The sequence below is a fragment of the Bacillus sp. L381 genome (assembly GCF_030284525.1).
GTDB classification, from domain to species: Bacteria; Bacillota; Bacilli; order Bacillales; family Bacillaceae; genus Bacillus; species Bacillus amyloliquefaciens.
In genome coordinates, this window is the sequence record NZ_CP127224.1 from 458,963 (window position 1) to 472,879 (window position 13,917).

Annotated in this window: 13 protein-coding genes; 12 read left to right on the plus strand and 1 reads right to left on the minus strand. The window is 48.0% G+C overall.

Going from position 1 to position 13,917, the window contains the following annotated elements; translation table 11 throughout:
* Positions 1–99 precede the first annotated feature (99 nt).
* The 6 genes from QRX25_RS02185 (at position 100) to amj (ending at position 5,600) form a co-directional block, all read left to right on the plus strand.
* Entirely contained in the window at positions 100–1,614 is a 1,515-nt protein-coding gene (locus QRX25_RS02185) for a class I adenylate-forming enzyme family protein (protein ID WP_065980732.1), read from the plus strand.
* Between the two features lie 158 nt (positions 1,615–1,772).
* On the plus strand, positions 1,773–2,636 hold the full coding sequence (locus tag QRX25_RS02190; RefSeq protein WP_065980733.1) for an SDR family oxidoreductase: 864 nt from the start codon (positions 1,773–1,775) through the stop codon (positions 2,634–2,636).
* Positions 2,637–2,648: 12 nt separating this feature from the next.
* Positions 2,649–3,152, plus strand: coding sequence for a D-lyxose/D-mannose family sugar isomerase (locus tag QRX25_RS02195; RefSeq protein ID WP_212100341.1), 504 nt, complete (start codon positions 2,649–2,651; stop codon positions 3,150–3,152).
* Between the two features lie 86 nt (positions 3,153–3,238).
* The gene (locus tag QRX25_RS02200; protein WP_212100344.1) at positions 3,239–3,862 is read left to right on the plus strand and encodes a GNAT family N-acetyltransferase; all 624 of its coding nucleotides are present in this window, start codon (positions 3,239–3,241) and stop codon (positions 3,860–3,862) included.
* A gap of 6 nt (positions 3,863–3,868) precedes the next feature.
* Positions 3,869–4,291 carry a pyridoxamine 5'-phosphate oxidase family protein gene (locus tag QRX25_RS02205; protein WP_013351046.1) on the plus strand — a complete coding sequence of 141 codons (423 nt, stop codon included), beginning with the start codon at positions 3,869–3,871 and terminating at the stop codon, positions 4,289–4,291.
* 499 nt (positions 4,292–4,790) lie between these two features.
* A complete protein-coding gene (gene amj / locus QRX25_RS02210; RefSeq protein ID WP_115998293.1) occupies positions 4,791–5,600 on the plus strand; it encodes a lipid II flippase Amj in 810 nt (269 codons plus the stop codon).
* Between the two features lie 44 nt (positions 5,601–5,644).
* Here the strand turns inward: amj and QRX25_RS02215 are convergent, their stop codons facing one another.
* Positions 5,645–5,935, minus strand: a complete 291-nt coding sequence (locus tag QRX25_RS02215) for a DUF3817 domain-containing protein (RefSeq protein ID WP_013351048.1) — start codon at positions 5,933–5,935, stop codon at positions 5,645–5,647.
* Positions 5,936–6,109: 174 nt separating this feature from the next.
* Between QRX25_RS02215 and lrpC the strand changes: the two genes are divergently transcribed.
* From lrpC to QRX25_RS02245, 6 genes are all read left to right on the plus strand, one after another.
* Complete coding sequence (lrpC, locus tag QRX25_RS02220; RefSeq protein ID WP_003156263.1) at positions 6,110–6,544, plus strand: transcriptional regulator LrpC; 435 nt, start codon at positions 6,110–6,112, stop codon at positions 6,542–6,544.
* 64 nt (positions 6,545–6,608) lie between these two features.
* Positions 6,609–8,795: a DNA topoisomerase III gene (locus tag QRX25_RS02225; RefSeq protein WP_065980736.1), complete on the plus strand. Its 2,187-nt coding sequence runs from the start codon at positions 6,609–6,611 to the stop codon at positions 8,793–8,795.
* 232 nt (positions 8,796–9,027) lie between these two features.
* Positions 9,028–10,113: a lipoprotein YdaJ gene (locus QRX25_RS02230; RefSeq protein WP_115998191.1), complete on the plus strand. Its 1,086-nt coding sequence runs from the start codon at positions 9,028–9,030 to the stop codon at positions 10,111–10,113.
* Positions 10,094–10,942 (plus strand): diguanylate cyclase domain-containing protein, encoded by an 849-nt coding sequence (locus QRX25_RS02235; protein WP_115998190.1) that lies wholly within the window; start codon positions 10,094–10,096, stop codon positions 10,940–10,942. Before QRX25_RS02230 ends, QRX25_RS02235 begins: the two co-directional genes overlap by 20 nt.
* Positions 10,932–12,659 (plus strand): DUF2334 domain-containing protein, encoded by a 1,728-nt coding sequence (locus tag QRX25_RS02240; RefSeq protein WP_115998189.1) that lies wholly within the window; start codon positions 10,932–10,934, stop codon positions 12,657–12,659. Before QRX25_RS02235 ends, QRX25_RS02240 begins: the two co-directional genes overlap by 11 nt.
* Complete coding sequence (locus tag QRX25_RS02245) at positions 12,652–13,914, plus strand: glycosyltransferase family 2 protein (protein ID WP_065980740.1); 1,263 nt, start codon at positions 12,652–12,654, stop codon at positions 13,912–13,914. Before QRX25_RS02240 ends, QRX25_RS02245 begins: the two co-directional genes overlap by 8 nt.
* Positions 13,915–13,917 lie beyond the last annotated feature (3 nt).

The window sequence follows — 13,917 nt, forward strand, 5'->3', positions numbered from 1 at the left end:
AAATTGTTTTACAAGTTATATTTTTTGGTTTAAAATGGGTTGCGTGAGAAGAAAATCTGACAGAGTTTTTTGTGATTTATCATTATGGGAGATGAAAATATGGAGACATTACAGCATCTGATTCTGCATGACATTTCAAATAGCGAAGAGATCGAAGCTGTAAAAAGCGGTGCGCATACCCTGACCTACGCGGAATATCGAAAACGAATCAACCAGCTTGCACAAGCGCTTCTTGATAAAGGAATAAAAAAAGGCGACAGAGTGGCGATGCTTTGCAAAAACGGCCACGCGGCATCTATCGTCATGTTTGCTGCACTTGAAATCGGCGCGGTGGTTGTGCCGGTCAGCTGGCAATTAACACCGTATGAAATGAAAGGCATTTTGGCAGCTTGTGAGCCGAAAGCTGTTTTTTACGGCACTGAATTTAAAGAGATTATGGAAGAGGTGCTTCCTGCGCTTGAATCTTCCCTTAAACTGAAGATCGTGACAGGAACCGCTGTAGAAACAACACCTGAGTTTGACGCTTTATTGACAGGCTCCGGCGATACACCGGACGTCGAAACAGTGTCTGAAAACGATACGGCATTGCTGATGTTTACCTCGGGTACAACCGGCAATCCGAAACGCTGCATGGTCACTCACGGCGGCATATACAACTACGTAAATGCGACATTGGCATATACGGGGAGAATGCAGCATGTCCGTTTCCTGGCATGCCACCCGAATTACCATACGAGCGCGATTATTTGCCAGATGGTCGGAACGATGAGCGGAACGACATTCGTTATGACAGACAATCAGGACCCTGTTGAAAACTTGAAGCTCATCGAAAAAGAGAAAATTCAAACCGTGATGGCGCTGCCTGTCTATTACACGTACCTGCTGAAAGCATGGGAAACGCATCAGACTGACATGTCTTCTATCGTTTATATGATGACGGGAGGCACAAAGGTGCCAAGCAGCCTGATCCAGCAGTATCAGGACATCGGTATTCCGCTCATGCACGGATACGGAAGCACTGAAGCATGGGGCATCAGCTCTTGGAATCCGCAAATGGGAATGGATAAAGCCGCTTCTGCGGGTAAACCGATGGAAGAAGTGGACGTCCGCGTTGTAGATCCGGAAACAGGTGAAGTCCTTCCGCAAGGCTCAATCGGAGAAGTCGTTGTGACAAGTCCGTTTTTATTCAAAGGCTACGAAGATAACGAAGAAGCGACACGAAAAGTGCTGAAAGACGGCTGGTTCCATACCGGCGATTCCGGATATATTGATGAAGACGGATTTATCTTTATCACCGGACGTTATAAAGATGTCATCATCTACGGCGGCGATAATATTTATCCTGACCAAATTGAAGAGGTCATTCAGCAAGTGCCGGGAATTCTCGAAACAGCTGTTGTCGGTATCCCTGATCCGCTTTACGGTGAAAAACCAAAAGCGTTCATCGTGACAAACGGAAGAGAAGGTCTGACAGAAGAAGAAGTGACACGATTCCTTCAAGAACGTCTTGCTGCCTTTAAAATTCCGGAAATTGAGTTCGTCAGCGAGCTTCCGAAAAACAACCTTGGAAAAGTGAAAAAAGACGTGCTCCGCAAACAAGCGGTCCGTTCATAATTGAAAACAAAAACCCGGCTGCCCGCCGGGTTTTTTTCGTGCGTTCCATGTGAAACATTTTTCTCCGAAAACGTTTTGAACTGTTTCAATTATGTTTATCCGGCAGACAGCCGAGGTAGACATGAAATAAGACATTGAACAAGAAGGAGGAACTTGACATGGAAAACAACTATCCGAAGGAATTCCCGGCGGAATCACAAAACCGCCAGCCGGGCATTGAGAGCGAAATGAATCCGGCGCCTGTTTACGAATACAAAGAATATAAAGGCGCTGATAAATTAAAAGGGAAAACCGCGCTTATCACAGGCGGTGACAGCGGTATCGGCCGCGCCGTAGCGGTTGCTTACGCAAAGGAAGGCGCAAATGTCGCAATCGTCTATTTTGATGAACACGGAGATGCGGAAGATACAAAAAAACGTGTGGAAGAAGAAGGCGTAAAATGTCTGTTAATCTCCGGCGATGTCGGTGAGGAAGACTTTTGTAACGAAGCGGTTGAAAAAACGGTTGAAGAATTCGGACGTCTCGATATTCTCGTGAATAACGCCGCGGAACAGCATCCTAAAGAAAGCATTAAAGACATCACAAGCGAGCAGCTTCACAGAACCTTTAAAACCAACTTTTACTCACAATTTTATTTGACTAAAAAAGCGATTGATTACATGAAGCCGGGCAGCGCGATCATCAATACGACATCCATTAATCCGTACAGAGGAAATCCGCAGCTGATCGACTATACGGCAACGAAAGGCGCGATTAACGGTTTTACGAGATCAATGGCGCAAGCGCTCGTCAAAGACGGTATCCGCGTCAACGCCGTAGCGCCGGGGCCGATCTGGACACCGCTGATTCCGGCGACATTCTCAGGAGAAACAGTCGCTTCTTTCGGCCAGGATACGCCGATGGGACGGGCCGGCCAGCCTGTTGAGCATGTCGGCTGTTATGTGCTCCTGGCTTCAGATGAATCATCCTATATGACCGGGCAGACGCTGCATGTCAACGGCGGCGGATTTGTGACCACATAAGGGGGCTGAAGCATGACGATATCGAAGCATGATGTGAATGCATACTATCAAAAAGCGGGAATCGTTCTGACCGATGATGAAGTCGAAGACATTCAAATCATGGATTACGGCTTAGGCAAGCTTCAGGAAACAGGGCTTCAGCTGTTTATTTACGTGAATACAGACCGTTACTGTTCGAAAGAATTGGTGCTCTTTCCGCGCCAGACGTGTCCCGAACACCGCCATCCGCCGGTCAGCGGCGAAAAGGGAAAAGAAGAGACATTCCGCTGCCGCTGGGGGAAGGTGTATCTCTACGTGGAAGGCGAAAAGACAGAACACCCAAGCGTCCTCCCGCCGGAAGAAGATAAGGAATACTACACTGTCTGGCATGAGATTGTGCTTGAACCGGGCGGACAGTACACCATTCCCCCGGATACGAAACATTGGTTTCAAGCGGGAGAAGAAGGGGCGGTCGTTACGGAAATGTCCTCGACCAGCACGGATGATCACGACATTTTCACCGACCCGCGCATTTAAGGATGAGGCTGCGCGCCTCATCTTTTTTGTATGGAAAAAAATGAATTTACCTGTATAATGGCTAATAAAGGAAAGAAGGTGTGATCGTGTTTTCCTGTCAAATCCGGGAACATCTGACGATCAGATTGCTTGCCAAAGAAGATACGGACGAATTGTATTCTGTTATAAAACGAAATCAAAACCATCTCAGCGAATGGCTCAGCTGGGCGGAAGAACTGGCTGATATTAATACGTACCGCGATGTGATCATTCCGGAATGGCGCTATAAATACGCCGAAGAGAATGGTTTTGACGCCGGCATTTTTGTGAAGGACCGGTTTTGCGGCATGATCAGCATCCATAATGTCGATGCAGCCAATCAAAAAGCGGACATCGGCTACTGGCTGGATCAAGAGCATGAAGGGTTCGGCATCATCACCGCGAGCTGCCGGGCGGTCATCACCCATGCATTTCAGGATCTCGGGCTGAACCGAATCATGATCAGCGCCGCTGAAAAAAACACGAAAAGCAGGGCGGTGGCGGAACGGCTCGGATTTCAAAAAGAGGGACTGACGAGAGAAGGCATTTTCGTGCAGGGCGTATATCATGACGCGGTGAACTACAGCATGCTGAAGCGTGAATGGAGCGAAGATCGGCAGAAGAGCACATTTCTTGGTTTAAATGTCTCCCCGATGTGGAAAAGTAACAGCGGAGACGTTAAAAAGGAGTGATTCTTCATGAATCAGAATGAAATCAAACAAAAAGTGCTCGAAGTGCTGGATCATCATAAAGTCGGTTCGCTTGCGACTGTAGAGCAAGGCAATCCGCATTCCCGCTATATGACATTTTTCCATGACGGCTTAACGATTTACACGCCGACAAGCAAAGACACTCATAAAGCGGAAGAAATTGAAAACAATCCGAATGTTCATATTCTGTTGGGATATGACTGTGAAGGATTCGGTGACGCTTATGTGGAAGTAGCCGGAACCGCAAAGGTGAACAACTCAGCCGATTTAAAAGAAAAGCTGTGGGATCCGAAACTGGAACGCTGGTTCGACGGTAAAGACGATCCGAATCTTGTGATTCTTGAAATTGAACCGAAGCAGATCAAGCTCATGAATGCGGGCGAAAAAACGCCGGCCGAGCTGGAACTTTAATAAATCATTTGATCATTCAGGGGCAATCTGTTATACTTAACTGCTAAGTGACAACATGCAAATAAAAAAGAAAGTAAACTTCTTTTTTCTGTTTTGATAAAGAAGCTTCAGGCTTCAACGGACAGCTTGAAAAAAAGCTGAGCTTATTCTTTTCCTTCTGATATTCGCCCCTAACGAAGAGATGGAAAAAAGACTTTTTGTTTTACAATTCACACCGGCGCGGCTTCGGAGCCGCAGTGACGATTGAGAGGTAGGGCTTTCGTTGTCTTGTGTTCAAGAACTTCCATGGTGTTTACTTTCGAAGAATGATTCTGTCGGAACTGTAATTTACGGATCACCCGCGGGCTAAGGCGGGAAACCATATATTATTTATTTGCGTAAGAAAAGAATAAGACAAAACCGCACCGGACATCCGGGCGGTTTTTTTATTTGGCCGGCCGAAACCTCGCCGCAGTCTTCAGAGTCTAATCAGTATGAAAAGATTTGGAGGAATCATACATTGCACGTTATTACTTCACAAGTACTGTTTATCTTCTGTTTTCTGCTGTTGATACATTCGATTGAAACACTTGCATATGCGACACGGCTTTCCGGCGCGAGAGTCGGATTTATCGCGTCCGCGCTGTCATTATTTAATGTTATGGTCATTGTGTCCCGGATGTCAAACATGGTCCAGCAGCCGTTTACCGGACATCTGATTGACGCCGCCGGATCAAATGCCCTGTCTGTTGTGAGCGCTCAGTTTCGGTTTTTAATATTCGGCTCCACGGTCGGAACGATGCTCGGCATCTGCCTCCTGCCGACATTCGTCGCGTTATTTACCCGGGCGATTATACATTTGGCGGACGGAGGCGGCTCCGTCATGCAGGTATTTAAAAAAGGATTTTCACTGAACGGGCTGAAGCATGCGCGTTCTTATATCAGATTGCCGTCAGTTTCCTATTTAAAAGGGCTTCAATTTCGAATGATCCCGAAGCGCTTGTTTGTCATTAATATGGTCATTACGTCTATTTACACGATCGGCGTACTGTCCGCTCTGTACGCCGGTCTTCTGGCGCCTGAGCACAGCACGACGGCCGTGATGGCATCAGGATTAATCAACGGGGTTGCGACCATGCTTCTGGCTGTGTTTGTTGACCCGAAAGTATCCGTACTGGCAGATGATGTCGCGAAGGGCAAGCGAAGCTATGTCTCCTTAAAATGGACATCATTGACGATGGTGACGTCAAGGGTCGCGGGCACGCTTCTCGCCCAGCTCGTTTTCATTCCCGGCGCGTATTATATCGCCTGGGTGACGAACTGGCTGTAGGGCATGCAAAAGAAAGCTCCTCTATAAAAGAGGAGCTTTCTTTTTTATTTATAATTTCTCAGGCCGCGGTCATAAATAAAATTGCCGAATGGGATAAAGGCCGCGATAAAACCCGCGGCTGACCATTTCACATGCCACTTGACAGTGAACGCCGCATACGCCAGCACTGCCAAATAAATAATAAACAACCCGCCGTGAATGGATCCGGCAATGGTGACGGCGAGCGGATGATGAGCCCAATACTTCAGCGGCATCGCGATAAACAGCAGCACCAAAAGCGACATCCCTTCAATAAACCCCATCGTGCGAAGCCTGCCGATCGGCGTGTGTAACATACAACTCCCTCCTGTCGGACATCTGATCTTCTATACTATAAGCAATGGGCAGTCCTAATATGACCATTTCGCGACTGTTCCTGAAAAACCTTCATGATTTCAGCCTATTGTTCTTGTCATTTTACGGATTTCTCTTGATAATATAGCCAAAAGGGTAAGGAAGGACTTACAGTCATGAAACTAGATAATGTTGATCTGAGCATCATTAAAGAGCTGCAGCGGGACAGCCGCCTGTCTATGCGGGAGCTTGGCAGAAAAATCAAATTGTCAGCCCCGTCCGTCACAGAGCGTGTCAGGCAGCTTGAATCCTTCGGCGTCATTAAGCGCTATACATTGGACATTGATCAAAAAAAGATCGGGCTTCCCGTTTCCTGTATTGTTGAAGCGACGGTGAAAAACGGAAAATACGATCAATTCAAAACCTACATTCAATCCATTCCCAACATTGAATTTTGTTTTCGGGTCGCCGGCGCGGCGTGTTATATGCTGAAGATTAACGCGGACAGCCTGGAAACGATCGAACACTTCATTAACCGCACCTCTCCGTATGCCCAAACCGTGACCCACGTCATTTTCTCAGAAATTGACACAAAGAACGTCCTCGATTAGAGAGAGCGTGAGGAAGTCTGTTATAATAACAGGATGAGTGTGAAAGAAAGAGAAGTGAAAAAGCATGTCAAAAACAGTTGTATTAGCTGAAAAACCTTCAGTCGGCCGGGACTTGGCCCGCGTTCTGAAGTGTCATAAAAAAGGAAACGGATACCTTGAAGGCGACCGCTACATCGTCACGTGGGCGCTCGGACATCTGGTAACGCTCGCTGACCCTGAAGGATACGGCAAAGAGTATCAATCATGGCGGCTTGAGGACCTGCCGATTATTCCGGAACCTTTGAAGCTCGTCGTCATTAAAAAAACAGGCAAACAGTTCAATGCGGTCAAAGCCCAGCTTGTCCGAAAAGACGTCAGCGAGATTGTAATCGCTACAGACGCAGGACGGGAAGGGGAGCTTGTGGCCCGCTGGATTATCGAGAAGGCAAACGTCCGCAAACCGATTAAACGGCTGTGGATTTCCTCTGTGACAGATAAAGCGATTAAAGAAGGATTCCAAAAGCTCCGCAGCGGCAAAGAATACGAAAACCTGTATCATTCCGCCGTCGCCAGAGCGGAAGCGGATTGGATCGTCGGCATAAACGCGACCCGCGCGCTGACGACAAAATTTAACGCGCAGCTGTCATGCGGACGCGTCCAGACTCCGACATTGGCGATGATCGCCAAGCGCGAAGCGGATATTCAGGCGTTCACACCGGTTCCTTATTACGGTCTCCGTGCGGCGGCTGATCAGATGACGCTGACATGGCAGGATAAAAAAACAAAGCAGACAAGAACGTTCGACCAGACGGTGACCGGCCGTTTGGCAAAAGACCTGCAAGGAAAGCCGGCAGTCATTTCAGAATTGAAAAAAACAGCGAAGAAAAGCTTCGCCCCCGGTCTTTACGACTTGACGGAATTGCAGCGGGACGCTCATAAGCGCTTCGGTTTTTCCGCAAAAGAGACGCTGTCGGTGCTTCAAAAGCTGTATGAACAGCATAAGCTTGTCACGTACCCGCGGACGGACTCCAGATTCCTTTCCGCAGACATCGTGCCGACCTTAAAAGACCGGTTAAACGGCATGGAAGTCAAGCCGTACGCACAATACGTCAATCAAATACTGAAACGCGGCGTCAAAGCGCATAAAGGATTCGTCAATGATGCCAAGGTATCTGATCACCATGCCATCATTCCGACAGAGGAGCCGCTGATTCTTTCAAGCCTCAGCGACAAAGAACGCAAGCTGTACGATCTGATCGCCAAACGTTTTCTCGCCGTGTTAATGCCGGCGTTTGAATACGAAGAAACAAAGGTCACAGCCGATATCGGCGGCGAAACATTTACCGCAAAAGGGAAAACCGTTCAATCGCCGGGCTGGAAAGCCGTGTATGATATGTACGAGGATGATGACGATCATGAGGAAGACAAAGACCAGACGCTGCCGGCTCTTCAGCAGGGGCAGCGCCTTTCTGTCTCATCATTGAAAGAAACGAGCGGACAGACGAAACCGCCGGCGCGCTTTAATGAAGGCACGCTGTTATCCGCGATGGAGAACCCAAGCGCCTTTATGCAGGGAGAAGAGAAGAACCTTGTGAAAACGCTTGGTGAAACCGGGGGACTCGGAACGGTCGCCACCCGCGCTGATATCATTGAAAAACTGTTCAACAGCTTCTTGATCGAGAAAAAGGAAAAAGACATTTTTATCACGTCAAAAGGGAAGCAGCTCTTACAGCTCGTCCCGGAAGATTTAAAATCGCCGGCGTTAACCGCCGAGTGGGAGCAAAAGCTCTCCGCCATCGCCGCTGGGAAACTGAAATCCGCCGTGTTTATTAAAGACATGAAATCATATGCGGGCAAAACGGTGAAGGAAATCAAAAACAGCAGCCAAACCTTCAGACATGACAACATTTCAGGCACCGCCTGCCCTGATTGCGGCAAAATGATGCTTAAAGTCAACGGCAAACGCGGCACGATGCTCGTGTGTCAGGATCGGGAGTGCGGCAGCCGGAAAACGGTGGCGAGAAAAACAAACGCCCGCTGTCCGAACTGCCATAAGAAAATGGAGCTTCGCGGCCAGGGTGAAGGCCAAACCTTCGCATGTGTATGCGGCCACCGGGAGAAATTGTCCGTCTTTGAAAAGCGCAAAGCGAAAGATAAATCCGGACGCGCGTCCAAGCGGGACATCAACTCTTATATGAAAAAACAAAACAATGATGAGCCGATGAACAACGCGCTGGCAGAACAGCTGAAAAAACTCGGCTTGGATAAATAAATGAGAGAAAGGCAGCATTTGTAAAGAAATGCTGCCTTTTTTTGTGTTTTTTACTGTATTAGGAATGCAATCCATACAAAGAGGGAAAAGGGGAGCAGGCGGCGCTCCTGTTTTTAAAAATTTACCAATGTGAAAAAATGCTAGTATTCTTTGATCGTTTCTTATATAGTAAAAATACTTTGTGAAAAAAATATAGGTACAAAAAAGGATTTGTGAACTAGGAGGATGGACTGTGAAGCGATTCGGTTTTAGTCTGATGATCCTTTTGATTTCGATCGTGCTGACGGCAGGATGCACGGAGGCCGGCACTGAAAAACAGACGGCTGTTGAACCGTCCGGACCCCTTCAGCCCGCAGAGCATTTTATTTATCATAAACTGATGAACGGACGCGGAATGATCCAGACGAACATATCCGGTGAGCCGGAATATTTATCTGAGTCTCTCGGACTATGGATGGAATTCTTGCTGAGCAGGAAAGATGAACGGCAGTTTCAAGCCCAGTATCAGCTTCTCACCGATTCGTTTCTTATGAAAAACGGGCTCGTGTCGTGGAAGATTGACCGGAATAAAGCGAGCGGGACCAATGCCTTAATTGACGATTTCAGAATCATGAATTGTCTGAATGAGGCAGCATCTCTGTGGGGAAACAGTGAGTACGGGAAAACAGCGGTGCAAATCGGGAAGGCGCTGGAAAAATACAATACGAATGACCGGTATTTTACGGATTATTATGATGCTGCTTCACATGCCGCATCAAAGACCGTGACGTTGTCCTATGTCGGCCCAGGCGCCTTACAGATGCTGAGAGAACAGGGGATAATCGATGAGAAAACGGAAAACCGGAACCTTGACGTTCTCAATCATGCACCCCTGAAAAATGGCTTTCTGCCGAAATCGTTCAATACCGAAACAAAGGAATACAAATATGACAGTGAAGTCAATGTCATCGACCAGCTGTACGCCGCCGTGAATCTGAAACGGGGCGATGACAAAGCCGCCGCGCTGTCAAAATGGATCATAAATGAATTTAAGTCGCGCGGACAGCTGTACGGACGGTACAGCGCAGACACGAAGGAGCCGGCTGTTCAATACGAATCACCGTCCGTTTACGCTCTGGCCGTTCTTTTTTTAACAGAGCAAAAAGCTGATTCGGCTGTCATCAAGTCGCTTTATGAAAGAATGACTTCATTTGAAACGCTGGACACGCTGAAACCTGATTACGGCGGCTATATGAGCGGGGGCGATACACATTCTTTCGATAACCTGCTGCCGCTTCTGGCTGAAAGGAAATTGTTTAATGAAAATATCATTCAATGAATCACAAAAACTATGCAGCTACACAGCTATGATGACAGTGCTGCTGTCATTTTTTATTTACTATGTGTCACAGCAATCCTCAGGGCTTCTCATGACCTGTATAACATTGCTTGTCGCGGGAGCCGGCTTATGGTTTGGGGCGATCTACGCGCTCGTCATCACTTTACTCGTCTTATTTGTTCTCGGCAGCCTGCTCCTGTGGTTTCAGACCGGGAGTTTTATGGCGCCTGCCGGTGCCGAAGGTCTGCAGATGCTGGTCGTGTGGGGAATCGCGCTGCTGCTCTTTTCCTACATGTCGGGAAGAATACACGATTTGGCCAAGGGGCTGGAGCGCTCAGTTAAGCAGCTGCGGGAAGAGATCACGAGTTTTGTGGCCGTCGACAGGGTGACGGGCTTTGACAATCATCTCCGGATGAAGCTGGAACTCTCTGAGGAAATCAAGCGGGCGGAACGCTACGGCAATTCCTTCGTCTTTTTGCTGCTGCACATGCATTATTTCAAGGAATTCAAATCTCTCTACGGAGAAAAAGAGACCGACCGCCTGCTTGCATTTATCAGCCGCCAAATCCGTTCAAGCGTACGGGAGACAGACAAAAAATTCAGGCCGTCTGCCGAACGGTTCGGCATCGTGCTGACCCATACGCCTGAAGAAAACATGCCGGCCGTTCTGGCGAAGCTGAAAAAGGAATTGGATACGTACAGGCTGCAAAACGGTAAATACGTCTCAATCACTTTCCGTGTATGCTATTTGGCGTACCGAAAGGATTTAAAAACGGCCGATCAATTTTTAAATGAACTGGAAAACGAGATGATGATGAATGAACTCTAAATGGATACGTCTCTTATTGGTATCGCTCTTCATGGTTTCGGCGGTTTATGTTCCCCGTACGGCGGAAGCAAAAGAAAAAAAGGACGGCATTCTCATTATTTATACAAGCACGGACGGAGAAGAAACCGCTGAAGTCAAAATGCTTGATTTGATCGCGGGCCATTTCTCATCCGCCGTCACCGTTAAAAGCGACGGAGATATCACAGCCGCGGACCTCAAAAAGAATCGGCGCGTCATCTATTACGGCGTGACGAAGAAAAAGCTCAGCAATCATTTTGTATCTCTGATCAGCAGCATGCCGCAGCAGCTCATCAGCATCGGCTATAACGCCGGGCAGTTCCGCCAATTTACGGGTTTGTCCCTGACAGAAAAAGAAACGGTCTACCGCATATACGGCGGGAAAGAAAAAACAGACATGCCGCTTGAAAAAGGAATGTCCGTGCTCGGCATATCGGGAGTAAAAGGGGAGCCCCTTTATACATACCGATCCGGTGACGGCAGCACCCGTCCTTTTATGTGGAAAACGGCGCGCTCTGACTGCTATTTCGGTTTGACCAGCCTGTTAAATGATTCGTTTCTGACGGCGAAAGAACTGCGTAAGGCGTTCGGAGAATCAGAGGGCAGCACCCTCCTTTATTTGCGGCTTGAAGACATCAGCCCGATGTCGGATGAGACATTGCTTTATCAAGCGGGCGCTTACCTGCATAAAAGGCACATTCCGTTTATTCTGGCGGTGATTCCGGTCTATCTCAATCCGGAAAACGGAGAAAAAGTATATCTGGCGGACAAGCCGAAAATGGTAAGCGTTCTGAAGAAACTTCAGCAAATGGGCGGCAGCATCATTATCCACGGCTATACGCACGCATACCGGTACAGTGAAACGGGAGAAGGCTTTGAATTCTGGGACACCAAAGCGGATCAGCCGATTACGTCGGAAAATGCGGACGATACTCCGGTCAAGCTTGAAAAGGAACAGGATTTTCCGAATGAAAAAGCGTACCGGGCGTATGTGAAGCCTTTCCGTGAAAAAGAAAAAATCTATACGGGAACGAAGCTGGAGCAGGCGATTGACGATCTGACAGAGCTCGGCCTTTACCCGCTGTCATTCGAAGCGCCGCATTATACGATGTCTGAAGAAGGCTACAAAATCGCGTCTTCTTATTTCTCCAGCATTTTCGGCCAAGTCCAGCTCAGCGGCACGACGTGGAAAACCTCGGGCGCCCCTCCGTTTGTCACAAAGCCGGCTATGCTGGACGGGATGACGCTTTACCCTGAAACAATCGGCTTTGCCGATAACTCAAAGGAGAATCCGCTCGGGGATATGGAGAATCGCATCTCCCGGATGATTGATTTCGGCGGCGGTGTGGCAGGAGGTTTCTACCATCCGTATCTCGGCATGAAATACCTTCCCGAGCTCGTCAATCAAATGGAGCGGATTCCCGGCGGCGAGTGGCTCGATCTGAAGAAGACGAAGCAAACGGTGACGTCGGCGAGCGTCAGGATCAAAACGGACGGTGACGGAACCATTCAAGTGGAAAACAAGATCCATCCGATAACGTCCTTTTTTAATCACCATCAGCAGACGCCTCTGGAAAAGGCGCTTTGGATTCTCTCCGGCGTGGTGCTATTGTTTATCATCATGTTCGTCTGCTACGTCCTTTATTTGCGCGTAACATTAAAAAAACGAATCTTTAAGGAGAGAAGAAGCCTTGAGTAACATCCTGTTTTTTATCTCATTAAGTTTAATATGGGTGATGCTTCTCTATCACATGTTTCTGATGCAGGGCGGATTCAGGCATTATATGACCTTCGAACGGAACATTCCCAAGTGGCGCGCAAAGATGGGGGAGCTCCCGAAGGTCAGCGTGCTCATTCCCGCGCATAATGAGGAGGTCGTCATCAGGCAGACGCTGAAGGCGATGGTGAATCTGTATTATCCGAAAGACAGGCTTGAGGTCATCGTCGTGAATGATAATTCCTCCGACCGGACGGGAGACATCGTCGAAGAATTTTCCCGTCAGTATGACTTCATTAAAATGGTCATTACAAAGCCCCCGCACGCCGGAAAAGGAAAATCTTCAGCGCTGAACTCCGGTTTCGCCGAATCGAACGGAGATGTGATCTGCGTGTATGATGCGGACAACACACCGGAAAAAATGGCTGTGTATTACCTGGTTCTCGGTCTGATGAATGATGAGAAAGCCGGAGCGGTTGTCGGGAAATTCCGTGTCATCAACGCGGCCAAAACGCTCCTGACGAAGTTTATCAATATTGAAACCATCTGCTTTCAGTGGATGGCGCAGGGCGGCAGATGGAAATGGTTCAAAATCGCCACCATCCCGGGAACGAACTTCGCGATCAGGAGGAGCATTATTGAAAAGCTCGGCGGCTGGGATGATAAGGCGCTGGCGGAGGATACCGAGCTGACCATCCGCGTGTATAATCTCGGCTATCACATCCGCTTTTTCCCGGCGGCTGTGACATGGGAGCAGGAGCCTGAAACATGGAAGGTCTGGTGGCGCCAGCGGACAAGGTGGGCGCGCGGCAACCAATACGTGGTTCTCAAGTTTTTATCCCAATTTTTCAAGCTGAAACGCAAGCGGATTATCTTCGATTTGTTTTACTTCTTTTTTACGTATTTTCTGTTTTTCTTCGGTGTGATCATGTCAAACACGATTTTTATCATCAATCTTTTTTACGACCTGCATTTGGCAGTCGGGTTTTTGGCGATGATTTTGTGGATACTGGCCTTTTTCCTGTTTATGACCGAGGTCATGATTACCTTAAGCATTGAAAAAACAGAAATGAACAAACAAAACTTCTTTATCGTTTTTCTCATGTACTTTACCTACTCCCAGGCTTGGATCGTGCTCGTCATCTGGTCATTATTCACAGAGATTAAGCACCGTTTGTTCAAGCAGGAAGTCAAGTGGTACAAGACGGAGCGATACAATCAAAATAAAAGCGGGTGACCT